We start from the raw sequence: 26,260 nt of genomic DNA on the forward strand, positions 1-26,260 counted from the left end.
TTGTGATGTTGATTCATTTTTCGTGTGTTCCCGTCTTGCTATCTAACCAGGTGTTGAACGCGATGGGCGCAACGATGAGCGAAGTGTTCCAGGTGGAATCTGCGCCCTCGCCATTGCAGAAGTTATCCAAAGCGATGAAATACTTGTCTCGGCAGAGGAGCTTCGAAAAGTTCGATCCCTTCCATCGCTTTGGAAAGTCCAAATTACGATTTGTTACTATAACGCGAATGGGGTCCCCTGGCAAGGCTGTTTTTGGGCGATAACGCACAACTTCCGGGAGTTTTCCGCACATTGCCTCGCGAAGCACCGCTTTTCGCGCCAGCATGAAGTTGGGGATGCCCAGCAAAAACTGGACCAAGCGCAGGTCGTAAAACGGGTAGCGGCCAACAACCGGCTGTTTCAATATTTCGAGCGCTTCGAAGTGGCGGCTCAGCCAGGGTTGCGTCAATTGCCCATAGGCATCGACGCCGCTGTGGTAAGTCTGCCAGCCGGCATTCCATCGGGCCTCGAGATCGACCCTTTCGGCCAGGGCCGGATCTATCCAATCTGGTAGGGGAGGCATCCAGGCGGGCGTTGGCCGGGGGGGCCATAGCGCTGACCTCAGGCCCATTCCGCGGAATGAGCCCGTGCCCCGTACGTGGTGTGCAACCTCCGCCGCGAATTTGACGAGGCGGCCGCTTCGCATCAGGTTGGGGTAATGACTTGCCGACGGTGCCATCACCGCATCGCCCCCATGCCCGCTCAACAGGACTCGCGCGCCGGTCTCGGCCACTTGTGCGAGCGTATCGTGATGCGCCGCAAGATGGGGATAGACGATGGGCGCGCTTGTGGTCAGGGCCGCGCCTTGGCGGCCTTCGAACAGCTCGTACTTGCCGAGGTCTTGCGAAACAAGGCGAATGCCCAATTCAGACGCCACCATCTCCGCGAAATGGCGCTCCTGGTCTTCGGGGAGCAGGCTGTGTGAGCAAATGGTGTAAGCAGTGATTGCGCTTTTCGAAGCCGTCAAGCGGCCGGCCGTGACAGCGGCAATCGCCGTCGAATCCATTCCCCCGCTCAGCTGCATCGCGACCGCGCCGTCCGGCAGGCGATCACAAACCGCAACTTTGAACAACTCATCAAACTGCTCAACGTACTCTGAGCGGCGGCGGAACCGGGTTTCCGCGTGGCGCGGGAGTTCCCAGTACCTTCGCTGGGTGCTGTGCGAAGTGGTGATCGTCAGTGCCGTGGCGGGAGGCAGGCACTTGATGTCTCGATAGATCGAGCTCCCTGCGTCCTGGAAAGCGCCGAACAGCAAGAAATCAACAACGCTCGCCTCGTTCAGCTCGTCGGATACTTGCGGAATGGCCAGCAGGGCGTCCAGATCGCTGGCGAAGGCGAACACGTCGCCGGCCTGCACGTAATGAAATGGGCGCACACCAAAATGATCCCGCGCGCAGATCAGCTTGGCGGAGCGTTCGTCCCAGAGCGCAAATGCGAAGTCGCCGATGAGGTGACTCAGAAACTCCTCACCGAAGGCGCAGTAGCTCTCCACGATCAACTCGGCGTGAGGCGCGTCATTCTCGACACGTCTGCCAGCAGCGCGCAATTCGCGGATCAGGTCGGCGCGGCCGTCGATCCGTGCGTCCGCGGTGATCCAGACTTGGCGGTCCGTGGAGATGGCGTACCCGGCCTCTGCGCCGGAACTGCCCGTTCGCAGCAGGGCGTGGCCAAAGCCGACCGGCCCATCGCACACCACTTGATCGCCATCGGGCGCGCGGGCTTTCATGCGCGCGAGCATGCGATGCAGCCATTGGGGATCGATGGGCTTGCCTGCACGATCGAGCAGGCCGGCGATGCAGCTCACGTCTTTCCGCCGTATCGCTTGGCGATCGCCTGCACTTCCTGCAGGGCCAGCGCCGGGTTCATGGCCTCGGTTTTTACGAGGGTTTCAGCAATGGTGCGATTGCTCAGCCCTTCGGCCAACAGCTGCAGAACGCGCATCGCCCGCCGCCCGTCGTCGCTCAGGCCGGGACTGCTGGTGGGTGCCATCTTGGCGAGTTCTCTTGCGCCCTCGGCGCTGGCAAGAAAGGTGGAGTGCCGGCGCGATCCGGCGCCGGCACTGATGGACCAGGTCCAATCGCCATAAGCGGGTCGCTTCAGTGTCATCGTGACTTCCTCACCTTGCTGGAGCGCGAGGGGAGGATCGATGGGCAATATCACCGGAGACCAATGCACGTCGGGTGCGTCCGGGTCGGTGCTGATCCATTCATCGACCAAGCGGATTCTCGTCCACGCCAGCAGGCCGTGGCATAAGCCGGCCGTATCGACAGTGCAGCGGACCTCGCCGCTGCAGTCGGCGCTCGTAGCGGTCGTCAGGTCCAGGTCGCTGACAATGCCGCCTGCGCCCAGACGCTGCGTGCCAACGAATTCCGGCCGCCGAAGCCAAAGAACATCATTGGCCGCAAACCGCTTGGCCTTGGAGTAGTCGAGGCCCATGATCGGCTCTGCCCAGCGCGTGATGTGCTTCGCGTGCAGCGCAGGCGCGCACAGAGGCGCAAGGCGCAGTTCGGCACGGTCCGGCAGCATCTTGCCGCCTGGCTTGAGGTACTTGTCCCGGGCGTGAAAGAGCGACGGCAACAGGTCTTCGCTGAAAAGTAGATTGCCGGTGAAGACCGAAACGATGAGGTCGACGGGTTCCGGCAAGGTCGCGTCTTCGATGCGATCTTGCAAGACAACCACCTGGCCATCGAGGCCGCCCGCGCGGGCTGCGTCCCGTGCCGTGTGGACGACAGGCTGAGGCTCGACCAGATAGACGCGTGCTGCGCCCGCCGCGGCTGCCAAGAGTCCGTGAAGGCCCAGGCCCGCACCCAAGTCCAGCACGACGGAATCGGCGTGAACTGTCTTGGCGATGGCAGCGGCGTACCGCTCGTTGCGGTACGTGTCGAAAACCATCGAAGCGTGATGGGTGACTCGTGAATAGGACATGGCTCGAGAGTATCAGCGGTCTGCGTGTTGTGGCTCTGCGGCGGTGCGGGCGCGCATTCGCTTGACGACTCCGCCCAAGGCCCGCCGGATGTACAGCCACGAAAGCCAGGTGGATGGCGACGCCGCGTAGTGCGCGCGCATGTATTCGGCGGAAGGGAAGACCAGTTCGCGAAGGAAGCGCAATTGGCGCGTGAAGCTTCCGAGCGCCTGAAAGTCCATCCACTGCTGCCGCAGCTTCCCGCCCCCCAGATAGAGTGCGGGGGGCTCTGGCGTGCTGTGCATCGCGAGCCCCTGCAGCACCGCTTCCGGGTACTTCGTGTGAAAGCGGGCCTGCGCGTTTTGCATGCCTTCCAGGCAGACGGCGCGCAGGCCCTTGTCGTCGGCCAAGCGCACGACCTGTTCCCATTCGCCTTCGTTCAGCTGCCCCGCGAGCAAGTGAATGTCGTAGAGCCAGATCAGCCGGTTGGCGTCGTGGTGAGCTTCACCGTTCACGTAGTACGGGTTCTGCTTGTGCGTGGACCGGTGCATGCAGGCCAGCAGCAGGGCGTGCACGCGCGAAGCCCCCAATGCATGCGCACAGAGGCGAGGCAGAGGCTCGGCGTCGTGGGCAAGCTCGTCGTAAGTGAAGAGGCGCGACAGCAGTTCGGAGTTGTTGATCTTCCAGTGCAGATCCAGCGTGTGGGAGCTGCCATCGGAGGTTTGCTGGACGTAGCTCGCCTGGTAGCTGACGAACTCGCCGCTGACGGCGAGAACCCGCTCGAAGCCGAGAGCCAGCAACGCGGCGTGGACTTTCTGTTGGGCGTCGAAGGGAATGATCAGGTCGGTGTCGCCCCGTGTGCGGAGTGCGGCGTCGGCATACAGCGAGTAGGCCAGGGCGGTGCCTTTGACGAGCACGGGCCGTACACCGATGGCGTCGAGCCCGGCGAGTGTTTTGGCGAGCACCCTCTGGTGGCGTGTCTCCCACATGGCCAGCTCGATCGCATTGGTGCGCAGGCTTTGCAGCAAAGAGGGCGGCCAGTCGGCAGACGCCAGGCGAGAGTGCAATAGGGCGCAGACGCCGTGCGCGTTGGCTTGCTCGAACAAGCGTGCTGCGGCGTCTGGTTCATCTCTCCAACGCCAAGGCGCGTGTTCTCCGCGAAGCACGGCGCAGATCAGTTCTTCGGCGGTGGGCACAGGTGGCGATGGTTGGGCAAGATGAGCATTTTGACGTAGAGCTGTCCGTGGGGTCATGCGATCAGGGCCAAGCGCTCGCGCGTGGCACAAAACCGACCCGGCCCGTAAAATCAAAGGTTGCCTGCCATCTTGCCGGGCGCCCCCAAAACCCATGCTCTACCCCCAAGAATTCGACGTCATCGTAGTCGGCGGCGGCCACGCCGGGACCGAGGCCGCCCTGGCTTCCGCGCGCATGGGCTGCAAGACTTTGCTGCTCACGCACAACATCGAGACGCTGGGGCAGATGAGCTGCAACCCGTCGATCGGCGGAATCGGCAAGGGCCACCTGGTCAAAGAGGTGGACGCGTTGGGCGGCGCCATGGCCATTGCCACGGACGAAGGCGGCATCCAGTTCCGCATCCTCAACGGTTCCAAGGGCCCTGCCGTGCGTGCGACGCGCGCGCAGGCTGACCGCATTCTCTATAAGGCCGCGATCCGCCGGCGCCTGGAAAACGAGCCCAACCTCACGCTGTTCCAGCAGGCGGTCGATGATTTGATGGTCGAGGGCGACCGGGTGGTGGGCGCTGTTACGCAAGTAGGCATTCGCTTTCGCAGTCGCACCGTGGTGCTGACGGCCGGGACCTTCCTGGACGGGCGCATCCATGTGGGCCTGAACAACTACCAAGCGGGGCGGGCGGGTGATCCGCCGGCCATCTCGCTCTCGGCCCGGCTGAAAGAGCTGAAGCTGCCGCAAGGGCGCCTGAAAACCGGAACGCCGCCGCGCATCGACGGCCGGACGATCGATTTTTCGAAGTGCGAAGAGCAGCCGGGCGACCTGGACCCAGTGCCTGTTTTCAGCTTCATGGGCCATGCGTCGATGCACCCGCAGCAGGTGCCGTGCTGGATCACCCACACCAACGAGCGCACCCACGACATCATCCGCTCGGGCTTCGACCGCAGCCCGATGTTCACGGGAAAGATCGAAGGGGTGGGGCCGCGCTATTGCCCCAGCGTCGAAGACAAGATCAATCGCTTCGCCGACAAGGAAAGCCACCAGATCTTCCTGGAACCGGAGGGCCTGACGACCCACGAGTTCTATCCGAACGGCATTTCGACCAGCCTGCCTTTCGACATTCAGTACGACCTGGTCCGGTCGATGGCCGGCCTGGAGAACGCGCACATCCTGCGCCCGGGCTACGCCATTGAGTACGACTACTTCGATCCGCGCTCGCTCAAGAGCAGCTTCGAGACCAAGTCGATCGCCGGGCTGTTTTTTGCCGGCCAGATCAATGGGACCACCGGCTACGAAGAGGCGGCGGCCCAGGGGTTGTTCGCCGGTATCAATGCGGCGCTTCAGTGCCAGGGCAAAGATTCCTGGCTGCCCCGCCGTGACGAAGCTTATCTGGGTGTGCTGGTCGACGACCTGATCAGCAAGGGCGTCACCGAGCCGTACCGCATGTTCACCAGCCGGGCGGAGTTCCGGCTGCAGCTGCGGGAAGACAACGCCGACATGCGGCTGACCGAGGCAGGGCGCAACCTGGGTTTGGTGGATGACGCCCGCTGGGATTCATTCAACCGCAAGCGTGACGCTGTTTCACGTGAAACACAGCGGTTGGCCGCCGCCTGGATCAGCCCGCGCAATCTGGCTGCCTCCGAGTCCGAGCGCGTCTTGGGCAAGGCAATCGAACACGAGTACAACCTCGGCGATCTGCTGCGGCGCCCGGGTGTGAGCTACGCGGCGTTGATGTCCCTGGGCGCCGGCGCCTATCTCAGCCCTGATGTTTCACGTGAAACACTTGGCGACCTGCTGGAACCCGTCATCGAACAGATCGAGATCGCGGCCAAGTATTCGGGGTACATCGACCGCCAGAAGGACGAGGTGGAGCGGTCCGCGCACTACGAGAACCTCAAGCTGCCGGAAGACCTGGACTATATGCAGGTAACGGGGCTGTCGATCGAAGTGCGGCAGAAGCTGAACAAGCACCGGCCGGAAACGCTGGGTTTGGCATCGCGCATCTCGGGGGTGACTCCGGCTGCTGTGTCCTTGTTGCTTGTGCACTTGAAGAAGACGAAGTTCAAGGGCTTTGTGGCTGAGACGGCATGAGAGCGCAGCTCGAAAGAGGCGCCCAAGAGTTGGGCCTTGAGCTCGACGATTCCCAGATCACCCAGCTGCTCGCCTACCTTGACCTCATCCAGAAATGGAACAAGGTCTACAACCTGACGGCCGTTCGCGATCCCGCGGAAATGCTCACCCACCACTTGCTGGACAGCTTGGCGGTGATCCATCCGCTGCTCAGGCACACGGGCGCCAAGCCGGTCCAGCTTCTGGATGTGGGATCCGGCGCGGGCCTTCCAGGCGTGGTTATCGCCATCTGCCGCCCGGAAATCCGGGTCGACTGCGTGGACACGGTCGCCAAAAAGGCGGCATTCATCCAGCAGGCGGCGGTCACGCTCAAGTTGCCCAACCTGCGCGGCCTCCATGCGCGGGTCGAAAACCTGACCGGGCCCTACGACGTGGTGTGCTCGCGCGCCTTCGCCTCGTTGGCTGACTTCGTCACTTGGTCGACCGGGGCGCTGGCGGAAGAGGGTGTCTGGATGGCGATGAAGGGGAAGCGTCCGGACGATGAAGCTGCCGAGCTTCCGTCTTCCGTCGAAATGTTTCACGTGGAACAGCTACAAGTGCCGGGTCTGGACGCGGAACGCTGCATCGTTTGGATGAAACGCCGCGCCGCGTAACGTAAACTCGACCTTCAATTCGGCCGCGTGCCCGGGGGTTTCAATGTTTGGCGTAGCAGACTACGGCGCATTCGTCGCCGCGATCATCGTTTTTCTGTTGATTCCCGGCCCCGGCAATCTGGCGCTGATCACCTCGACGGGGAAGGGCGGCATCGCCGGCGGGCTTGCCGCGACCATGGGCGTGATCGCAGGTGACCAAGTCCTGATGTGGGCCGCTGTGGCTGGGGTCGCGGCGCTGCTGGCGGCTTATCCCACGGCCTTCCACGCCGTTCAATGGCTGGGCGCCGCGTACCTGGCGTGGCTCGGCATCAAGATGCTGCTGGCCAAGCCCGGCGCGGCGCCGATCCTCAACATCGAGCCACGGCATTACTTCAAGCAGGCTGGCCTCATCACCTTGCTCAATCCCAAGGCCATCGTGTTCTACATGGCGTTCTTCCCGCTGTTCGTCGACCCGGCCCGGCACCAGGGCATGCTGACTTTCGGCGTGATGGCCGCGACCATTGCCGTCCTCACCTTTGCCTATGGCCTGATCGTGGTGCTGCTCACGCATCACCTGGCCGAGCGCATGCGCGCCAACCCGGCCATCAGCCGCGTTCTCGAAAAGGTGGCGGGGCTCTTCCTGCTGGGCTTCGGCATCAAGCTCGCGGTGAGTAAGTGAGCGGCGCAGGGCCGTCGACCAGCGTGAGTGCACATAACGGCATGGCAAAAATCTTTTGCGTCGCCAACCAGAAGGGCGGGGTTGGTAAGACGACGACGACGGTGAACCTCGCGGCCGGCCTGGCCAAGATCGGCCAGCGCGTGCTGATGGTCGACCTGGACCCGCAGGGCAATGCCACCATGGGATCGGGTGTCGACAAGCGCAAGCTTCAACTCACCGTCTACGACGTGCTGCTGGAATCGGCATCGGTCGCCGAAGCCAAAGTCAAAAGCGAAAAGTGCGGCTACGACGTGCTCGGTGCCAATCGGGACTTGGCCGGCGCCGAGGTGGAGCTGGTTCAACTCGAACACCGCGACCAGCGCCTGAAGCTGGCCCTCGGTGAAGTGTCGCAAGACTACGACTTCATCCTCATCGACTGTCCGCCGTCGCTGTCGATGCTCACGCTCAATGGCCTGTGCTCCGCGCACGGCGTGATCGTGCCGATGCAGTGCGAGTACTTCGCGCTCGAAGGCCTGACGGACCTGGTCAACACCATCAAGCAGGTTCACGCCAATCTGAACAAGGACCTGCAGATCATCGGCCTGCTGCGCGTGATGTTCGATCCGCGGATCACGCTGCAGCAGCAAGTCAGCGACCAGCTCAAAGCGCACTTTGCCGAGAAGGTCTTCAACACGGTGATCCCGCGCAACGTCCGCTTGGCGGAGGCACCGAGCTACGGCCTGCCGGGCGTCGTTTTCGATCCGGCGGCGCGCGGCAGCCAGGCCTTCATCGAATTTGCCGGCGAAATGGTGGAGCGCATTCGCAAGATGTAGGGCTTGATGGCCGAAATACTGCGCCCCGCCTTGATTTAATGCTACTTATTTAATAGCAAATGAAGCCTTCCAACGTTCTGATTCTGCCGGGCTGGCAGGGAAGCGGTCCGCAGCACTGGCAAACGCTCTGGGAAAAGCGCCATGGCTATGTGCGCGTGGAGCAGCATGACTGGGTGAACCCCTTGCGCGGTGACTGGGTCACGCGTCTCGAGGAAATGGTGCTGACGCGCGATGAACCCGTAGTGTTGGTGGCGCACAGCCTGGGCTGCATCCTCATAGCAGCTTGGGCCGCGCTGTCGACGAACACGCACCGCGTGAAGGCGGCGTTGCTCGTCGCGCCGGGCGACCCCGAGCAGCCCGAACTGCGCGAGATGCTTCCCACCTGGTCGCCGATCGAGCTGCAGGCGTTGCCGTTCCCCAGCGTCCTGCTGGCCAGCCGCAACGACCCGTATGTCGAATTCGACCGGGCGCGCCTCTTCGCCTACGCGTGGAATTCGCAGTTCATGGACTACGGCGACTGCGGCCATATCAACGCCGACTCCGGCCTCGCCAGTTGGCCCGAAGGCCACGTGCTGCTGCAAGATTTGATGAAAGACTGAACCAGAACATGGTCACCAAGAAACCCAAGGGCCTCGGCCGCGGCCTCGAAGCCTTGCTGGGACCCACCGCACAAGAGAGCGCGTCTGCCGACACCGCCGCCGGCAACCCGGGCCTGCCCGCGTCGCTGCTGCTTGCCGACATGGTGCCGGGCGTCTATCAGCCGCGCACGCGCATGGACGAAGGCGCGCTGTACGAACTCGCGGAGAGCATCAAGGCGCAAGGGATCATGCAGCCGATCCTGGTGCGCAAGGTCGGCAGCGGCGATAACGCCGGCAAGTACGAAATCATCGCCGGCGAGCGCCGCTTCCGCGCGGCCAGGCTGGCCGGCCTGGACAGCGTGCCAGTGCTGGTGCGCGACGTGCCCGACGAAGCGGCCGCGGCAATGTCGCTGATCGAAAACATCCAGCGGGAGGATCTTAACCCGCTGGAAGAGGCGCATGGCTTGCAGCGCCTGGTCAAGGAGTTCGGCCTCACGCACGAACAGGCGGCGCAGGCGGTGGGGCGCTCGCGCAGTGCCGCGAGCAACTTGCTGCGCCTGCTGAACCTCGCCGACCCGGTGCAGACGATGCTGATGGCGGGTGACCTGGACATGGGCCACGCCCGTGCGCTGCTGGCGCTGGAGCGCGCTTCACAGATCACGGCCGCGAACCAGATCGCGGCGAAGAAACTGTCTGTGCGCGAAGCCGAAAGCCTGGTGAAAAAGCTGGGCGCCGAGTTCAACCTCACCTCGCCCAAGCCGAAGAAAGAAAAGTCACGCGACCTGCGCCGCGTGGAAGAGGAGCTGTCGGACCTGCTCACGGCCGAAGTCGAGGTGCGCGTGAAGAAGCGCGTCAAGCGCCACGGACGCAATGAAGAAATGGGCGAGGTTGCCATCCAGTTCGGCTCGCTCGAGGAGTTGAATGGCCTCATCGACCGGCTGAGATCAGGCAGCGCCTGACGGTATTGCGGGCCAACAAAAAGGCGCCCCTCGGGGCGCCTTTTTCATTGCGCGATGGCGCGAATTACTGGTAGCTGTAGTTGATGGTGTAAGGCACCGTCACGTTCACCGGGCCGGTGATGGTGAGCGTCGCCGCCACCGTTCCCGAGTTACCGGAATAGCTGCAGCTGTTGATCGTCAACGTGCCGCCGCCTTGCGTGCCGATTTGCGTGAACGTGGTGTCCGACTGGATGCCCGTGCAGAACTCGGCTTGCGTCGTCGGCTGCGGCACGTTGTTGATGGTGACGGTGCTGCTGACGCCGCTCACCGTGACGGTGATGACGAGGTTCTTGTTGCCGCCTGTTGTGCCACCGGTGCCACCCGTTCCACCAGTCCCGCCTGTGCCCCCGGTTCCACCGGTCCCACCCGTGCTGGCACCGTCAAACGTGAACGTGATCGCCGTGCCGTTGATCGTGGCGTACGCGGTGCCGAAGCTGGTCTGCAGCGTGTTGGGCGTCACGAAGGCCTGAAAGCCTGCCAGCGTGTTGCCGTTGGCGATGAATTGCGACACGGCGCGCAGCATCAAGCCATAGCTGTTGGTCGAGCCCGTCACCGCCGGCAGCGTGGTCGCCAGGTTGATGCCGTTCAACTGGAACTGGGTTGCGACGCTCGTGGCGGCGGTGGCAAACGTGGCGCTGCTCACACCGCCGCCGAGGCTCTTGCTCTTGCTGAATGCCGCGGAAGTCAGCGGCGTGACGATGCCGGTGGTCGAACCGCCTTGCGCGGCGATGACGACCTGCATCGGGTCGCTCAACGTCTTGGTGGTGCCCGTGGCTTCGTCGGTGTAGGTGCCGCCGCTGGCCTCGATCACCACGTCGCCCACGTACGTCAGGTTCATCGTGTACCCGCCGGAGCTGTTGGTGGCAGTGCACAGAAGCTGTTCACCCTTGCCGGTCGATGTGGCCTTGTAGGCGCAGACGTTGGCGGCGTTGACCGGGCCCTTCACGACGACTCCTGAAACCTCGGTGGTGGTGACCGTGGGGGGCGTGGTCGTCGCGGGGGTGGAGTCGTCGCTGCCGCCGCAGGCGGTGAGAAGGGCGGCCGCCAAGCCGACCCCGAGTGAAAGGAGCCGAGGGTAAGCGCGGGTCATGGGTAAAGATCTCCGAAGGTAAACAAAGGAAACGAAAGGTTATCGATCCCTTGCCTACTTGGGCACCCTCCGAACAGGGGGGTGCACTGACTCTATTTCTAGAGCGAGAAGATCTTCCCCGGGTTCATGATGTTCTTCGGGTCCAGCGCGCGCTTGATGGTGCGCATCATGTCCACCGCGCCCGCACCGGTTTCGGTGAGCAGAAACTCCATCTTGTGCAGGCCCACGCCGTGCTCGCCGGTGCAGGTGCCTTCCAGCGCCAGCGCCCGCGCCACCAGCTGGTGGTTGAGCTTCTCCGCGACCTCGCGCTCTTGCGGTTTGTCGGGGTCGATCAGGTAGCCGAAATGAAAGTTACCGTCGCCCACGTGGCCGACCAGGAAGTAGGGCAGGCCGCTCGCATCTGCTTCAGCCACTGAGTCCAGCAGGCAATCGGCCAGGCGGGAGATCGGGACGCAGGTGTCGGTGGAAATGGCGCGGCAGCCCGCCTTCGACTGGATCGCGGCAAAGTAGGCGTTGTGCCGCGCGGTCCAGAGGCGCGTGCGCTCTTCGGGCGTCGTGGCCCATTCGAACGCGTTGCCGCCATGCTCGGCCGCAATCTCCTGCACCAGCTCGGCCTGTTCTTTCACGCCGGTGGGCGAGCCGTGAAACTCCATCAGCAGCATCGGCTCTTCGCGCAGGCCGAGTTTGCTGTGCGCGTTGACCATGCGCACCGTGTTGTGGTCGATCAGCTCGACCCGCGCAATCGGTACGCCCAGCTGGATGATCTGGATGGTGGTACGCACCGCGGCCTCGATGCTGGGGAAGGAACACACCGCCGCCGAGATCGCCTCGGGCAGCGGGTAGAGGCGCACCGTGACTTCCGTGATCACGCCCAGTGTGCCTTCGCTGCCCACCATGAGGCGCGTGAGGTCGTAGCCTGCGCTGGATTTCTTGGCGCGCGTGCCGGTGCGGATCACTTCGCCGCTGGCCGTCACCACTTCGAGGCTCAGCACGTTCTCGCGCATGGTGCCGTAGCGCACGGCGTTCGTGCCGCTGGCGCGCGTGGCGCTCATGCCGCCGAGCGTCGCGTCGGCACCCGGGTCGATCGGGAAGAACAGGCCGGTGCTCTTGACCTCTTCATTCAGCTGCTTGCGCGTGACGCCGGGCTGTACCGTCACTGTCAAGTCTTCGGCATTGATCGACAGCACCTTGTTCATGCGGCCGACGTCGATGCTGATGCCGCCCTGCACAGCCAGCAAGTGGCCTTCGAGCGACGTGCCAACGCCGAACGGAATCACCGGCACGTCGTATTGGGCGGCCAGCTTGACCGCATCCGCCACGTCCTGCGTGCTCTCGGCGAAGACCACCGCGGCCGGCGGCGGCGACTCGAACGACGACTCGTCGCGGCCGTGCTGCTCGCGCACGACCAGCGCCGTGGAACAGTTGGCGCCGAAGCGCGCCTTGAGCGCATCGATCAGCGCCGCGGGGACGGCACGCTGGTGGATTTCAGGGACGAGGTGGGCGAGTGCGGCGGGGGCGTTCATGCGGGGGGTCTCCTGGGGCACCCCAGTTTAAGCCCGGCGCCGCTCGCCACACCATGGAAAGCTTTCAGCTAACGGACGAACGCGGCCTCGTATTCGGCGCGGGTGATGAGGCCGTCCTTGTTCTACTTCAGTGATTCGTCGAAACCGGGGCTCGATACGGAGCCATCGGGCGCAGCGTCCAGGCGCTCGGGGGCGTTGCTGCGCTGCGTGACCCGCGGCGCGGTTCGGCCGGCGGCGGCAGGCGCCGTATACGAAAGTAAAGGGGTGGGCGCCAAGGGGAGTTGATTGCGGGCCGGGAGTGCGGCGGCACCCATGGCGAGCGAGGCAAAGAGGGCTACGCTGCAAGCCTCGAAATTCGGAAGTCGTCGTCGTTTCACATGCATCTACGGATCTCCTGAGGTGAATGGAGGGGCCATTGCAGCCGACTGTCGCGGATGAGGCCAGCACTATTGCCCCGTGTTGCCATCGAAACATCCGGCGTGGCCGGGTAACGCACAATCCGTGCAAGCAATTTCGCGCTGGAGTAAATCATGGGCAAACGCCTGACACAAATCGCAACCCGCACGGGGGACGACGGCACAACCGGACTTGGGGACAACACCCGCGTTTCCAAGGACGGACTGCGCGTCCACGCCATGGGCGACGTCGACGAGCTCAATTCGCACATCGGCCTGCTGCTGTGCGATGACCTGGCACCGGGTGTGCGCGAGCTGCTGGTCGAGGTTCAGCACCAACTCTTCAACCTCGGCGGTGAGCTGTCGATTCCCGGCTTCGAGCTGCTCAAGGCCGATGCCGTGCTGGCGCTGGACGAGGCACTGGCGCACTACAACGCGCAGCTACCGAAGCTCGAAGAGTTCATCTTGCCCGCGGGCAATCGCGCGGCCTCGCAGGCGCATGTGTGCCGGACGGTTGCGCGCCGAGCGGAACGCGCCGTGGTGGCACTGGGTGCCGCGGAAGAGCTGCGCGAGACACCGCGCCAATACCTCAATCGGCTGAGCGATCTGCTGTTCGTGCTGGCACGCGTACTCAACCGCATGAACGGCGGCGACGACGTGTATTGGAAGAGCGAACGTCTCGCGGCGTCGAACGCCGCGCCCTGATCGCTGGACCTACTTCGCCTGCAGCACCGCCATCGTGATGCGCGACACGCAGGTCAGCTCACCGGCGTCGTTGCTCATGTCGATCTGCCAGACCTGCGTGCTGCGGCCGATGTGTACCGGCCGCGTGATGCCGGTGACCCAGCCGCTGGTGGCGCCGCGCAGGTGATTGGCGTTGATGTCCAGCCCGACAGCGCGGTCGCCTTCCGGCGCTGAATAGGCCGCGCCGCACGAGCCCAGCGTTTCCGCCAGCACCACCGACACACCGCCGTGCAGCAAGCCATAGGGTTGCTTGGTGCGGACATCCACCGGAACGCGGGCGCGGATGAAATCGTCGCCCACCTCCAGGAACTCGATACCCAGCCGTTCGACGGCGGTGTCTTTGTGGATGGAGGTGAGGATCTCGACGGAGATGGGTTTTTTCCAGATCGGCATGCTCGCGATTCTAGGAGGCCTTCTGCGGCGCCGCTTGCGACACCGGGGCCGGGCCGCGATTCAGCAGCGCGTAGAGCAGGATGGCGCCGAAGGTTGCGGTGCCGATGCCGCCCAGAGCGAAGCTGCCGAACTTCAGCGTGAAGTCGCCCGTGCCCAGGATCAGCGTGATCGCCGCGACGATCAAATTGCGGTTCTGCGAAAAGTCGACGCGGTTGTCGACCCAGATCTTCGCGCCGGCCGCCGCGATCAGGCCGAACACCACGATCGACACGCCGCCCATCACCGGTAGCGGAATGGCCTGGATCACCGCGCCGAACTTCGGCGAGAAGCCGAGCACGATGGCGAGCACCGCCGCCACCACGAACACGGCGGTGGAGTAGATCTTGGTCGCGGCCATCACGCCGATGTTCTCGGCATACGTCGTCACGCCCGTGCCGCCGGCCGCGCCGCTGACCATGGTGGCCACGCCGTCGCCGATGAACGCGCGACCGATGTACGGGTCGAGGTTGCGGCCCGTCATCGCCGTCACGGCCTTGATGTGGCCCAGGTTCTCTGCCACCAGGATGATGGCGACCGGCACGATCAGCAGCATCGCCGCGCTGTCGAATACCGGCGCGGCGAAGGCCGGCGCGCCGACCCAGGCCGCATTGGCGATGCCCGACAGATCCAGCGGTTTGCCCAGGCCCATTCCATTGGCGAGCACCGCGTAGATGATGCTGGCGATGATGAGGCCGACCAGAATCAAGAGGCGCTGCATCATGCCGCGCGTGAACACCGCCACCAGCCCGACGCACACGAATGTGACGGCCTGCATCCACGAGTCGAAATTGCTCGCGGCCATGTTCTTGATGGGGATGCTCGCGAGGTTCAGGCCGATCACCGCGACCACGGCGCCGGTGACGACGGGCGGCATCACCTTCTCGATCCAGTTGGTGCCCACCGCCTGCACGATCGCGCCGATGATGGCGTACACGAGGCCGCAGGCAATGATGCCGCCCAGTGCCACGCCGATGTTGCCGTTGGGGCCCTTGCCCGCATAGGCGGTGGCGGCGATCACGACGCCGATGAAGGCGAAGCTGGAGCCCAGGTAGCTGGGCACCTTGCCGCCGGTGATGAAGAAGAAGATCAGCGTGCCGATGCCGCTCATCAGGATGGCGACGTTGGGGTCGAACCCCATGAGGATGGGCGCGAGCACCGTGGCCCCGAACATCGCGATCACGTGTTGCACGCCCATCACCGCGGTTTGCGGCCACGGCAATCTTTCGTCGGGAGCGATGACGCCCCCTTGATGCAATACGTCAGCGGGCTTCTCTGTCCAGTCGAACATTCCCATGTCTCGCTCCTTCCTGTGAAAGTGGAGCGATGCTAGGGGCAATGCTCGTGCCGCGCAAGCTGCCTTGCCCCCTCTCCCGCTGGGAGCGGGTTGGGGTGAGGGCTACGCGCGTGCGTGCTTCACGTCATGAAGATCGCCACCTTCCCCAGCACCTCGGCGTCTTTCAGAAGCTTGCGGTGGCCGAGCCCCTCGGTCGCCACGAGCTCGGTGCCCTTGATCGCATGCGCATAAGCCATGCCGTCGGCGAAGCGGTTGATGCTGTCTCCGCGGTCATGCACAACCATCGTCGACACGCGAATGCGCGGGCCCACCGAATCGGGTTCGAACTGCGGCATGAGAATGCCTTCGCGCGCTTCGATGCGCTTTTGCATCGCTGCCCGCGTGGCTTCCGACAAGCCGAACACCTGCGCGAACAGCCGCGTGTATTCGGGTGGGGACGCTGCCGGCGCCAGCAGCACCAGCCGCTCGATGGGCAGGCCGCGGCTTGCGACATACGCGCTGGCGCTGGCGCCGAGCGAATGCGCGACCAGCGCGCGGATGTGATGCCCCTGCTGGCGCAGCCGCGCGCTCACATACTCGATGGCGCGCGTGAATTGCGGCAGCGTGCTTTCGGCGCCTTTGCTGCGGCCGTGGCCCGGCATCTCGAGGATGACGGGGCGCATGCCTTGCCCGGCGAGCGCTTGGGCCAGCGCGACCATCTGCCCCGCATGGCCGCCCCAGCCGTGCACCAGCAGCGCAACCGGCCCATGCGGCGCGACGGCCTGCGAATAGACGGTGACGCTGGCGCTTTCGAAAGGCCAACTCTCCACGCGCCACGATGCATCCCACGGTTTGCCGCGATGCAGCCACTTGGGCGGCAGCGGCGTGAGGAACAAGCGGCAGGCGGCGCGCACGGCAAGCGCGGGCCACAGGCGTTGCGATGCGGTCAGCGCCAGGCGGAACAGGCGGATGCCGGGGCTGGCTTGGTAGAAGGCCGAGGTGGCCTCGAGCGCGGTGCGGGTCATGGCGCTTCCCTTCAATAAAAGATCATGTCTTCGTTGGTGCGCGGCAGGCCGCGCAGCGATTCGATGGCGGCGCGCACAACGCGCCAGCCGCCGTAGGCCGTGGCAATCAGAAGCAGGGTGAACATGGCAGTTCCTTTCTTCGCACAGTCGTGCGAAATGTGGGCAAGCTTTCAGGCATCGAGAACACTGTCTCCGTTCTTGTCTCTTTATCTCTTGTAGGTGTCCAGCAGGCGCAGCCAGGTGGCCTGCGCCCGCTCGGCGGCGCGCGAATCGCGCAGGAAGCGCGCGTCGTGGATCAGGCCGAGGATGAGGGCGTTGATCGCGCTCACCATCTGCTCGGCATCGGTTTCGCTCCTCAGGTGCCCGGCATCGACGGCCTGCAGCACGGTGCGCCGCAGCGCGGCGCGCCAGCCGACGACTTGCTGCAGCAGCAGGTCTCGCACCGGCCCTTCCTTGTCGTCGAGCTCGAACGCGCCGGCGCTGTAGATGCAGCCCCTCTTGGCGTCGATGTCGCGGGCGCGGATGATCCAGCGCTCCACGATGTTGGCCAGGCGCGGCAGGCCCTTGGGCAGTTGCATCGCGGGCACGAAGACGTCGGCCAGATAGCCCCGGCCGAATTCCTCGATCACGGCTTTCTGCAGCGCCTCACGTGAACCCACGCGAGAGAACACGCCGCTCTTGGAGAGGCCACTGCGGTCGGCCACCGCCTGCAGCGTGATCGCTTCCAAGCCTTCCGCCGAAGCGAGTTCGATCCCGGCGGCCACGATGGCGGCGCGGGTCAATTCGCTTTTCTGAGTTTTGGCGTCCATGCGGCGGATATTAGCACGGTTGTGCGAAATGGCAAGCGCGTCGCTTTCCAGGGCTTCCGGGGGTATGCTTTTTGCCATGCCCGCCCCCCACATCCCCCAGATCCGCCTCTACCAGGATTGGCTGCGCGACACCCGCGGCCTGACGTTCGACAGCTACGAGGCGCTGCGCCAATGGTCCATCGATGATCTGGCGGCGTTCTGGCAGAGCATCTGGGACTACTTCGACCTTCGCTCGCCTACGCCCCACCGTGCGGTGCTGGACGACGCGCAAATGCCGGGCACGAAGTGGTTCGAAGGCGCGCAGTTCAACTACGCTCAACAGGTGTTCCGCCACGTCGCGCCTGCACACGCGGCCGGCTTTGCGGCCGTCATCAGCCGCAACGAGAAGGGCGAGCACCGGGAGCTGGGCTGGCCCGAGCTGCGTCGGCAAGTCGCATCGCTCGCGCTGCACTTGCAAGCGCAGGGCGTGCAACCCGGCGACCGTGTCGCGGCCTACCTGCCGAACATTCCGGAAACCATCGTCGCCTTCCTCGCCGTGGTGAGCATCGGTGGTGTGTGGAGCCTGTGCGCGCCCGACATGGGCACGAACGCTGTGCTCGACCGCTTCAAGCAGATTGAGCCCAAGGTGCTGATCGCGTGCGACGGCGTGCGCTACGGCGGCCAGCAGTTCGACCGAACCTCGGTCGTGGCCGAGATGCGCGCCGCGTTGCCGAGCGTCACGCATCTGATCGTGCATCGGAACCTCGGCGTCGATGCCGCGGCGATGGATGCGCTCGCGCCATGGACGGATTGGGAGCAGGCGAACGCGCGCGACGACGACGCGGTCGCGAACTTCGAACCCCTGTGGATGCCATTCGACCACCCGCTGTGGATCGTCTATTCCAGCGGCACCACCGGCCTGCCCAAACCCATCGTGCACGGCCACGGCGGCACGGTGATCGTCGGGCTGGCGCTCAAGGTGCTGCACAACGACATCGGCTGCAGCTACCTGCTCAACAGCTGGGGCGAACGCTTCCACTGGTACAGCTCCACAGGCTGGGTCATGTGGAACATGCAGGCGGCGGGGCTGTTGAACGGCACCACTTGCTGCATCTACGACGGCAACCCGGGCGGCACGAAGGACAAGCCGGACTGGTCGACGATGTGGCGCTTCGCGGCGGACCTGCGCGTCACCTTCTTCGGTGCGGGCGCGGCCTTTTACGCCAACTGCATGAAGGCGGGTGTGGACCTTTCGCAGTGCGGCGATTTGCGGTCGGTGCGCGCGTTGGGCACTACCGGCTCGCCGCTCTCGGCCGAGGTTCAGCTGTGGGGCACGAAGCAGTTCGAGGCGATCGGCACGCCGGGCATGTGGTGGTCCAACATGTCGGGCGGAACCGACTTCGCCGGCGCCTTCATCGGCGGCAACCGCGAGCTGCCCCTGGTGCCCGGCGAGATGCAATGCCGCTTGCTGGGCTGTGCCGTCGAGGCATGGAATGAGCAAAGCCAGCCGGTCATCGATGAAGTGGGCGAGCTCGTGTGCGTGCGGCCCATGCCGTCGATGCCGCTGTACTTCTGGAACGACGAGGGCAGCAAGCGATTGATTTCGTCCTACTTCGACACGTATCCGGGTGTCTGGCGGCACGGCGATTGGCTGAAGATCACGCCCGCAGGCGGCTGCATCATCTACGGCCGCAGCGACGCAACCATCAATCGCCATGGCCTGCGCATGGGCACCAGCGAGTTGTACAGCGCGGTGGAGGCCTTGCCCGAAGTCTTGGACTCGATGGTGGTGGACCTGGAGTACCTGGGCCGCGAAAGCTACATGCCGCTCTTCGTCGTGCTGCGCTCGGGCATGACGCTCGACGATGCGATGAAGGCGAAGATCAACAACGCGATCAAGACCGCCCTGTCGCCGCGCTTCATTCCGAACGAGATCTTTCAGGTGTCCGAAATCCCGCGCACGCTGTCAGGCAAGAAGCAGGAGCTGCCGATCAAGAAGCTGCTGCTCGGGCAGCCCATCGAGAAGGTGGTCAACAAGGATGCGATGGCGAATCCCGGGTGCCTGGATTGGTATGTGGCACTCGCTTCAAGCAGGCGCGAGGGCGCCTAGATAGGCCCGTACCCGCTCGTCTTCCACCAGCGTCTCGAAATCCGGCGCCTGCGTCACCACACCCTTCTGCACGTAGATGAACTGCTCGCAGCTCTCGCGCAGGATGTCGATGTGGTACGGCTCATTGGGGTGCAGGCACAGGAACACCAGCTTGCCTTCGCGTCGCAGCTTCTTGAAGAAGTCGAGCATGAAGCCGATGTAGCCGTCCTGCGTGTTGAACTGCGGCTCGTCGAACAGGTGGATGCGCGGCGAGTCGCTCGCCGCGTGATCGAGCATGAAGTTCGGCTTGCTCTTCTGGAACGACCGCACCTGGTACGACTGGTGATAGTGGATCGCCAGGCGATCCCGCTCGCGCGTCTTCACCTGATGAATGTCCTGGCCCTCGACCAGCACCCGCCCGCTGGTGGGCAGGTTGCTGCCGGTGATCAGCTCGAACAGCGTGGTCTTGCCCGAGCCGTTCGGGCCCATCACGCCGACGACCGCCGGGCCATCGATGGTGAAGTCCGCGGCCAGCGAGAACGTGACGCGCTTGTCGATGATGCCGCGCGTGTACTGCTTGGCGACTTGATCCACGTGAAGCAAAGGCTTGGCCATCACACCCCCAACAGGCGCTTGCGCAGCGCCTCGTCTTCGCGCAACTGCGCGGCCGGGCCCTCATGCACGATGGCGCCCAGGTTCATCACATAGGCCCGGTCGGCGACCTGCAGCGCGCTTTGCACGTTCTGCTCCACCACCAGCACGGAAATGCCTTCGCCCTTGAGGCGCAGGATCGTCTTCATCACGTCTTGCACGACCTTGGGCGCGAGGCCCTGGCTCGGCTCGTCGAACAGCACGAGTCCTGGTGCGCCGATCAGCGCCCGCGAGATCGCGACCATCTGCATCTCGCCACCGGAAAGGTTTTCGCACTCGCGGTGCATCAGGTATTCCAGCGCGCTGAAGATCTCGAAGCACTCTTTCTCGCTCCAGGAGCGAAAGCGCGTCTTCTTGCGAGCGATCGCGAGGTTGCGCGCGACTGTGAGCGTCGGGAAGATGCGGCGGTCGTCCGGCACCCAGCCGATGCCGCCGCGCGCGATCTCATGCGTGGTGGCGTGCGTCACGTCGCGGCCGTCGAAGTGCACGGAGCCGGAGCGGGCGGGCGTCAGGCCCAGGATGGAGCGCAGCGTCGTCGTCTTGCCTGCACCGTTGGCGCCGAGCAATGCCACGACTTCGCCGGCGCCGACTTCGAGCGAAACGTCGAACAGCGCTTGCGTCTCGCCGTAGAAGGTGTTGATGCGGTTGACGGTGAGCATGGCGGAAACAACCTCGTCATCCCCGCGAAGGCGGGGATCCAGGGCGCCTTGGATTCCCGCCTTCGCGGGAATGACGGGACGGTGGGTGACTACGTTCATGCCAGTGCCCCCAAATTTGACCGCCGAACCCACTCGTTCTCCTTCAATTGCGCCGGCGTCCCTTGCGCGATCACCTGGCCCCAGTGGATCACCGACACCTTGTCGGCCAGCTTGAACAGAAATTGCATGTCGTGTTCGATGATGACGATGGTCACTTGCCGCTTGAGTTCGGCGATCAGTTCGGCAAGGCGCGCGGTGCCTTCCGAACCCAGCCCCGCAGTCGGCTCGTCCAGGAACAGCATGCGCGGCTGCGCGGCCAACGCGACGCCGATCTCCAGCGCGCGCCGCTCGCCATAGGAAAGGCTCTTGGCCTGCACCTGTTCCTTGCCCTTCAGGCCCACACGCGCCAGCACCGCCGCCGCCAAATCTTGCGCCGTGCTGTCGGCACCCAGATCGCGCCAGGCATTGAAGCCCTGCCGCCTGACATGCGGCGTCGCGATCAGCACGTTGTCCAGCGCAGAGTAGTCGTTGAACAGGTTCATGATCTGGAACGATCGTGAGATGCCCTTGCGCGCGATCTCGCGCGGCGCCAGGCCGGTGATGTCTTCGCCCGCGAAGGTCACACGCCCCCGGTCCGGGCGGAAGCGGCCGGTCAGCACGTTGAAGCAGGTCGTCTTGCCCGCGCCGTTCGGGCCCATGATGCCGGCGAGCTGGCCTTCGTCGAACGAGAGGCTGATGTCTTCCAGCACCACCTGTTCGCCGAATCGCTTCGCCAATCCCTTTGCTTCGAACAGACTCATACGCGCTGCTCCTGCACGGCAACAGCCGGTGAAGAAGGTTTGGGCTTGCGCCTCGCGCGCCAGGCTTGCCACATGCCCGCCACGCCCTCGGGCTTGAACAGCACCAGCGCCATGAACACGAGGCCATACCAGAGCAGCCATGTCTCGGTGTACGCGCCCAGCAAGTCCCGCGCAAGGATGAAGAAGGCCGCGCCGATCAGCGGGCCCCAGAAGCTCACCAGCCCGCCGCCGATCAACACCATCATCACGACGAAACCCGAGTTGTGCAGGCTCATCACGTTGGGATACGCCGACTGCTGCGCCATCGCGAACAGGCCGCCCGCCAGGCCCGCCACCGAAGCGGAAATCGTGAACGCCAGCCACTTGTACAGCCACACGTTGTAGCCGACGAAAGCGGCACGTGTCTCGTTCTGCTTGATGGCCGAGAACACGCGCCCCAGCGGCGAATGCACCAGGCGCCACAGCACCGCGACGGCCACCGCGAAGACCGCGAGGCAGAAGTAGAAGAGGGCGTCGTTGCTCTTCAGGCTGATCGACACGAAGCCAAAATCCGCCGGCAGCCGCTTGATGTTCAACAGGCCGTCTTCACCGCCCGTCAGGCTGTGCCACTTCATCGACACGAACCAGAACACCTGGCCGAACGCGATGGTCAGCAGCGCGTAGTAGATGCCGCGCCGGTGCGAGATGAACAAGGCCACCAGCGCGCCGAGCAGCGCCGCGGCGACCATCGCGCCCAGCAGATCGAACCACAGGTTGGCCCACAGCTTGTGCTGCAGCAAGCCGAACGCATAGGCACCGATGCCGAAGTACGCGCCGTGCCCGAAAGAGGGGAGGCCCGTGTAGCCGAGCAGCAGGTTGTAGCCCAGCGCGAACAGCATCCAGATCATGATCTCCAGCGCCAGGTACTGGTAGAGGCCCACGCGCGACAGCCACAGCGGCGTGGACAGCAGCACCAACACGGTGGCCACCATCGGCAGGGGAAAGAGCGGGGCGCGGCCCGGGGCGGATTGCATGGCGGGGAAAACCCTTTGAGAACGTCCTTGTCAAAACAGAATATACGTTCTAATATTCTTACAAGCAAGAATTTTTGTTCGTTTCAATCTCCTGGGTTACCCGCAGACAGACATGGAAAGCGCCGCCACTTACGACCAGCTCAAGGACGCGATCACCCGCGCCTACCCAGACATGTCGCGCCAGCTGCAGCGCATCGCGCGCTTCGCATTGGAAAAGCCGGCAGACCTCGCATTGGGCACTGTCGCCGCCGTGGCCGAAGCCACCGAAGTGCAGCCCTCGGCCATGATCCGCTTCGCCAACGCGCTGGGCTACCGCGGCTTCTCCGACATGCAGCAGGTCTTCCGCGGCCACCTGGTCGAGCGCTCGGCTAGCTACCGCGAGCGCATCGACACTCTGCGCCGCAAGCAGCTCAACGGCCAGCGCGCGCCGGCCGGCGTGTTGCACCAGCTCGTCGGTGATTCGATCGGCGAGCTGGGCCACCTGGAAGAAACCATTCGCGAGGCCGACGTGAAAGCCGCGGTAAAGCTCATCGCCGGCGCTGACCGCATCCACGTGCTGGCGCAGCGCCGCTCGTTCCCGGTGGCGAGCTACCTTGCCTATGCGCTGGGCCAGCTCGAGCTCAAGACCCACTTGCTCGACGGTGCAGGCGGCATGCTGCGCGAGAGCCTGCGTGCCATCGACAAGCGCGACGTGCTGCTGGTCGCGAGCTTTCGCAACTACTCGCCCGAGGTGCTCGATGCGGCAACGTCGTGCAGCGAGCGAGGTGTGCCCGTGATTGCCATCACCGATGGGCCGCTGTCGCCGCTGGTCGCGCCGGCCAAGGTGTGCTTCGAGCTGGCAGACGATTCGTCAAAGCCGTTCCGCTCGCTGGTCGCGCCGATGTGCCTGGCGCAGGCGCTGGTGATGAGCACCGGTCATCACCTCGCCGAAAAACCCGAGCCGGCCAAGGCCCGCAAAGCCAAGTCATGAAGAACCCTCCCGTGCCCCGCCCGTTCGATCTTGTCTGCCTCGGCCGCGCGGCGGTCGACTTGTATGGCGAGCAGATCGGCGGCCGCCTGGAGGACATGCAGACTTTCAACAAATACCTCGGCGGCTCGCCGGCGAACACGGCAGTGGGCTTGGCGCGCCTGGGACTCAAGCCCGCGATGCTGACGCGCGTGGGCGACGAGCACAACGGCCGTTTCGTGCGCGAAACGCTGGCCGCCGAAGGCGTGGACGTGTCCCACGTCAAGACAGATCCGCATCGCCTCACCGCACTGGTGTTCCTGGGCATCAAGGACCGCGAGACCTTTCCGCTGGTGTTCTACCGCGACAACTGCGCCGACATGGCCGTGAGCGCGGAAGACTTCGACGGCGCCTTCATCGGCTCCGCCACCGGCCTGCTGGTGTCGGGCACGCATCTGTCGCAACCGCAAACCTACAAGACGTGCCGTGCCGCGATGTCGGCCGCCAAGACTGCGGGCACCCTCGTCGTGCTCGACATCGACTATCGCCCCGTGCTGTGGGGCCTGACCAGCCCCGGCATGGGCGAGCAGCGATTCGTGCCTTCGGACCAGGTCAGCGCCCATCTGCAAACCGTCATCCCCGACTGCGACCTGGTGGTGGGCACGGAAGAGGAGATCCACATCGCGGGCGGCAGCACCGACACGCTGCAGGCGCTCAAACGCTTGCGCGAGTTGACGGGTGCGACGCTCGTGGTCAAACGCGGCCCCATGGGCTGCGTGGTGTTCGACGGCGCCATCCCCAACGACATCGAGCTCGGCCACAAGGGTCCGGGCTTTCCGGTGGAAGTGTTCAACGTGCTCGGCGCGGGCGATGCATTCATGGCCGGCTTCTTGCGCGGCTGGCTCAAGGGCGAGCCGCTCGACAACTGCTGCGCCTGGGCCAATGCCTGCGGCGCCATCGTGGTGTCGCGTCACGGCTGCGCACCGGCGATGGCCAGCTGGAAAGAGCTGCAATATTTCCTGGCGCACGGTTCGCCCACGCCGCGGCTGCGCGAAGACGAGAAACTGGAACACCTGCACCGCGTCACCACGCGCACCCGCGATTGGCCCGAGCTCGTGGTGCTGGCCTTCGACCATCGCACGCAGCTGGAAGAGATCGCCGACCGGAACGACCGCACTGCCGACGACATCAAACAGTTCAAGCGCCTGATCGCCGAAGGTGCGCGGCGCGGCGCAGGCAACCGCGCCGGCGCGGGCGTCATCGTCGATGGCCGCTTTGGCGAAGAGGTGCTGCCGTCGCTCACCGGCAAGGGCTGGTGGGTCGCGCGGCCTGTGGAACTGCCGGGCTCTCGCCCACTCGCGTTCGAAGCCGGATGCGGCATGGCCCTGCACATGCGCAGCTGGCCCGCCGAGCACGTGGCCAAGTGCCTGGTGAGCTACCACCCGGAAGACGACGCGAGGCTGCGCGCAACGCAGATCGAAACGCTGCGCGAACTGCAGTCCGCGTGCATCGCCACCGGCCACGAGTTGCTGGTGGAAGTGATTCCGCCGCGCGACATGCCGCGCACCGAGTCCACCTTGCCGGATGCGCTGGCACAGCTCTACAAAGCCCGCGTTCTGCCCGACTGGTGGAAGCTGCCGCCTTGCGACGGCGACGGGGAGTGGACGCAGATCGCCGACGTCATCCAGCGACACGATCCGCATTGCCGCGGCGTGCTGGTGCTGGGCCTCGAAGCCAGCGAAGAAGACCTGGAGCGCAGCTTTCGCTCCGCAGCGCCGCACGCGGTGTGCCGCGGCTTCGCGGTCGGCCGATCGATCTTTGCCGACGCGGCGGCGGGCTGGTTCGCCGGCCGCATGGACGACGAAGCCGTCGTCGCCGACATCGCCGACCGCTATGCCCGCCTCATTGCCAGCTGGGATGACGCCCGCGCACGCGCACGAGCCGGCGCCACCCTCAAAGCCATTTTGTGAAGGACCCCAAAACATGACGACACAACGCATCGGATTCATCGGCATCGGCATGATGGGCCACGGCATGGCGAAGAACCTGCTGGCCAAGGGCTTCCCACTCACCTTCAAGGCCAACCGCAATCGCAGCAACCTCGATGACCTGCTGTCTGCCGGCGCGAAGGAGGCGCAGAGCAACGCGGACTGCGCGCGCGCCTCCGACATCGTCTTCATCTGTGTGACGGGTTCGCCGCAAGTCGAAGAGATCGTCTACGGCAAGGACGGCCTGCTATCCGCCGCGCGGCCCGGGTTGATCGTGGTCGACACGTCGACCGCCGAGCCGGCATCGAGCGCGAAGATCCGTGCCGATCTCGCGGCGCAAGGCGTGAAGCTGATCGACGCGCCGCTCGCACGCACGCCGAGGGAAGCGGAAGAAGGGCGCCTGAACACCATGGTCGGCGCGGAGCTTGAGGACTTCAAGGCGCTGGAGCCGGTGCTCAAGGCCTTCTGCGAAAACATCTTCCACGTCGGCCCGCCCGGCCACGGCCACGTGCTCAAGCTCGTGAACAACATGATGGCGATGAGCTTTGCGGCATCCATCGCCGAAGCCTTCGCCGTCGGCGCCAAGGCGGGGCTCGATCTCAACAAGCTCTACGACGTGGTGTCGGTCGGCGGCGTCAACTGCGGCATCTTCCAGATGATGTCCACCAAGATGCTGAAAGAGGGCGACCTCACCGGCATGAAGTTCGGCATCGCCAACGGGCAGAAAGACCTGCGCTACTTCACGCACCTGGCCGAGATGCAACCGGTGACGACCTTGATGGCCGAAGCCGCGCACCAGAGTTTCGTGCTGGCCAACAACCTGGGCTTCGGCGACAAGATGATCCCGTCGCTGTTCGAGGCGCAGGAGAAGGCCGGCAATCTCAAGATCGTTCCGCGCTAGACACAC

Annotated in this window: 24 protein-coding genes; 11 read left to right on the top strand and 13 right to left on the bottom strand. The window is 64.7% G+C overall.

The annotated features are described in order from the left end of the window. Positions 1 to 13: 13 nt before the first annotated feature. The 3 genes from EEB15_RS26525 to EEB15_RS26535 are packed head-to-tail and all read right to left on the bottom strand — an operon-like array spanning position 14 to position 4,137. Complete coding sequence (locus tag EEB15_RS26525; protein WP_141512975.1) at positions 14 to 1,843, bottom strand: asparagine synthetase B; 1,830 nt, start codon at positions 1,841 to 1,843, stop codon at positions 14 to 16. Continuing rightward, complete coding sequence (locus tag EEB15_RS26530; protein WP_141512976.1) at positions 1,840 to 2,964, bottom strand: methyltransferase domain-containing protein; 1,125 nt, start codon at positions 2,962 to 2,964, stop codon at positions 1,840 to 1,842. The genes EEB15_RS26525 and EEB15_RS26530 overlap by 4 nt, the downstream gene beginning before the upstream one ends. A gap of 12 nt (positions 2,965 to 2,976) precedes the next feature. Beyond that, positions 2,977 to 4,137 carry a nucleotidyltransferase family protein gene (locus tag EEB15_RS26535; RefSeq protein ID WP_158290241.1) on the bottom strand — a complete coding sequence of 387 codons (1,161 nt, stop codon included), beginning with the start codon at positions 4,135 to 4,137 and terminating at the stop codon, positions 2,977 to 2,979. A gap of 151 nt (positions 4,138 to 4,288) precedes the next feature. On the opposite strand from EEB15_RS26535, the gene mnmG reads away from it, so the two are divergent. Genes mnmG through EEB15_RS26565 form a run of 6 tightly spaced genes read left to right on the top strand, consistent with a single transcriptional unit; the run spans position 4,289 to position 9,859 of the window. Continuing rightward, entirely contained in the window at positions 4,289 to 6,220 is a 1,932-nt protein-coding gene (mnmG, locus tag EEB15_RS26540; RefSeq protein WP_141512978.1) for a tRNA uridine-5-carboxymethylaminomethyl(34) synthesis enzyme MnmG, read from the top strand. Further along, positions 6,217 to 6,852 (top strand): 16S rRNA (guanine(527)-N(7))-methyltransferase RsmG, encoded by a 636-nt coding sequence (rsmG, locus tag EEB15_RS26545; protein ID WP_141512979.1) that lies wholly within the window; start codon positions 6,217 to 6,219, stop codon positions 6,850 to 6,852. The genes mnmG and rsmG overlap by 4 nt, the downstream gene beginning before the upstream one ends. Positions 6,853 to 6,895: 43 nt before the next feature. Further along, the gene (locus EEB15_RS26550; RefSeq protein ID WP_141512980.1) at positions 6,896 to 7,510 is read left to right on the top strand and encodes a LysE family transporter; all 615 of its coding nucleotides are present in this window, start codon (positions 6,896 to 6,898) and stop codon (positions 7,508 to 7,510) included. Positions 7,511 to 7,551: 41 nt separating this feature from the next. Beyond that, a complete protein-coding gene (locus tag EEB15_RS26555) occupies positions 7,552 to 8,322 on the top strand; it encodes a ParA family protein (RefSeq protein ID WP_141512981.1) in 771 nt (256 codons plus the stop codon). Between the two features lie 59 nt (positions 8,323 to 8,381). Beyond that, positions 8,382 to 8,921: an alpha/beta hydrolase gene (locus tag EEB15_RS26560; RefSeq protein WP_141512982.1), complete on the top strand. Its 540-nt coding sequence runs from the start codon at positions 8,382 to 8,384 to the stop codon at positions 8,919 to 8,921. 8 nt (positions 8,922 to 8,929) lie between these two features. Then, positions 8,930 to 9,859, top strand: coding sequence for a ParB/RepB/Spo0J family partition protein (locus EEB15_RS26565; RefSeq protein ID WP_141512983.1), 930 nt, complete (start codon positions 8,930 to 8,932; stop codon positions 9,857 to 9,859). A gap of 64 nt (positions 9,860 to 9,923) precedes the next feature. Here EEB15_RS26565 and EEB15_RS33815 read toward each other — a convergent pair whose 3' ends face one another. After that, positions 9,924 to 10,988 (bottom strand): hypothetical protein, encoded by a 1,065-nt coding sequence (locus tag EEB15_RS33815; protein ID WP_158290242.1) that lies wholly within the window; start codon positions 10,986 to 10,988, stop codon positions 9,924 to 9,926. A gap of 98 nt (positions 10,989 to 11,086) precedes the next feature. After that, positions 11,087 to 12,511 carry an FAD-binding oxidoreductase gene (locus EEB15_RS26585; RefSeq protein ID WP_141512987.1) on the bottom strand — a complete coding sequence of 475 codons (1,425 nt, stop codon included), beginning with the start codon at positions 12,509 to 12,511 and terminating at the stop codon, positions 11,087 to 11,089. A 530-nt stretch (positions 12,512 to 13,041) separates the two neighbouring features. Between EEB15_RS26585 and EEB15_RS26590 the strand changes: the two genes are divergently transcribed. Continuing rightward, entirely contained in the window at positions 13,042 to 13,611 is a 570-nt protein-coding gene (locus EEB15_RS26590) for a cob(I)yrinic acid a,c-diamide adenosyltransferase (protein WP_141512988.1), read from the top strand. 9 nt (positions 13,612 to 13,620) lie between these two features. On the opposite strand, the gene EEB15_RS26595 is transcribed toward EEB15_RS26590, so the two are convergent. From EEB15_RS26595 to EEB15_RS26610, 4 genes are all read right to left on the bottom strand, one after another. Further along, a complete protein-coding gene (locus tag EEB15_RS26595) occupies positions 13,621 to 14,043 on the bottom strand; it encodes a hotdog fold thioesterase (RefSeq protein WP_141512989.1) in 423 nt (140 codons plus the stop codon). A gap of 10 nt (positions 14,044 to 14,053) precedes the next feature. Next, positions 14,054 to 15,376 (bottom strand): solute carrier family 23 protein, encoded by a 1,323-nt coding sequence (locus EEB15_RS26600; RefSeq protein WP_141512990.1) that lies wholly within the window; start codon positions 15,374 to 15,376, stop codon positions 14,054 to 14,056. Positions 15,377 to 15,495: 119 nt separating this feature from the next. Then, on the bottom strand, positions 15,496 to 16,380 hold the full coding sequence (locus EEB15_RS26605; RefSeq protein WP_141512991.1) for an alpha/beta hydrolase: 885 nt from the start codon (positions 16,378 to 16,380) through the stop codon (positions 15,496 to 15,498). A gap of 206 nt (positions 16,381 to 16,586) precedes the next feature. Next, the gene (locus EEB15_RS26610; RefSeq protein ID WP_141512992.1) at positions 16,587 to 17,189 is read right to left on the bottom strand and encodes a TetR/AcrR family transcriptional regulator; all 603 of its coding nucleotides are present in this window, start codon (positions 17,187 to 17,189) and stop codon (positions 16,587 to 16,589) included. Positions 17,190 to 17,265: 76 nt separating this feature from the next. Between EEB15_RS26610 and EEB15_RS26615 the strand changes: the two genes are divergently transcribed. Further along, on the top strand, positions 17,266 to 19,278 hold the full coding sequence (locus EEB15_RS26615; RefSeq protein WP_141512993.1) for an acetoacetate--CoA ligase: 2,013 nt from the start codon (positions 17,266 to 17,268) through the stop codon (positions 19,276 to 19,278). Here EEB15_RS26615 and EEB15_RS26620 read toward each other — a convergent pair. Genes EEB15_RS26620 through EEB15_RS26635 form a run of 4 tightly spaced genes read right to left on the bottom strand, consistent with a single transcriptional unit; the run spans position 19,255 to position 22,419 of the window. Next, positions 19,255 to 19,872, bottom strand: coding sequence for an ATP-binding cassette domain-containing protein (locus tag EEB15_RS26620; protein WP_141512994.1), 618 nt, complete (start codon positions 19,870 to 19,872; stop codon positions 19,255 to 19,257). The two genes, EEB15_RS26615 and EEB15_RS26620, sit on opposite strands and share 24 nt — an antisense overlap. After that, positions 19,872 to 20,666, bottom strand: coding sequence for an ABC transporter ATP-binding protein (locus EEB15_RS26625; protein ID WP_233259631.1), 795 nt, complete (start codon positions 20,664 to 20,666; stop codon positions 19,872 to 19,874). The genes EEB15_RS26620 and EEB15_RS26625 overlap by 1 nt, the downstream gene beginning before the upstream one ends. After that, a complete protein-coding gene (locus EEB15_RS26630; RefSeq protein ID WP_141512995.1) occupies positions 20,663 to 21,406 on the bottom strand; it encodes an ABC transporter ATP-binding protein in 744 nt (247 codons plus the stop codon). Before EEB15_RS26630 ends, EEB15_RS26625 begins: the two co-directional genes overlap by 4 nt. After that, positions 21,403 to 22,419, bottom strand: a complete 1,017-nt coding sequence (locus tag EEB15_RS26635; protein ID WP_141512996.1) for a branched-chain amino acid ABC transporter permease — start codon at positions 22,417 to 22,419, stop codon at positions 21,403 to 21,405. Before EEB15_RS26635 ends, EEB15_RS26630 begins: the two co-directional genes overlap by 4 nt. A 112-nt stretch (positions 22,420 to 22,531) precedes the next feature. Here EEB15_RS26635 and EEB15_RS26640 point away from each other — a divergent pair, with 112 nt between their 5' ends. Genes EEB15_RS26640 through EEB15_RS26650 form a run of 3 tightly spaced genes read left to right on the top strand, consistent with a single transcriptional unit; the run spans position 22,532 to position 26,254 of the window. After that, positions 22,532 to 23,389 (top strand): MurR/RpiR family transcriptional regulator, encoded by an 858-nt coding sequence (locus EEB15_RS26640; RefSeq protein ID WP_141512997.1) that lies wholly within the window; start codon positions 22,532 to 22,534, stop codon positions 23,387 to 23,389. Next, on the top strand, positions 23,386 to 25,335 hold the full coding sequence (iolC, locus tag EEB15_RS26645; RefSeq protein ID WP_141512998.1) for a 5-dehydro-2-deoxygluconokinase: 1,950 nt from the start codon (positions 23,386 to 23,388) through the stop codon (positions 25,333 to 25,335). Before EEB15_RS26640 ends, iolC begins: the two co-directional genes overlap by 4 nt. 13 nt (positions 25,336 to 25,348) lie before the next feature. After that, positions 25,349 to 26,254: an NAD(P)-dependent oxidoreductase gene (locus EEB15_RS26650; RefSeq protein ID WP_141512999.1), complete on the top strand. Its 906-nt coding sequence runs from the start codon at positions 25,349 to 25,351 to the stop codon at positions 26,252 to 26,254. The last annotated feature ends 6 nt before the right edge of the window (positions 26,255 to 26,260 follow it).

Source organism: Ramlibacter sp. WS9 (assembly GCF_003797765.1).
Taxonomy (GTDB): domain Bacteria; phylum Pseudomonadota; class Gammaproteobacteria; order Burkholderiales; family Burkholderiaceae_C; genus Ramlibacter.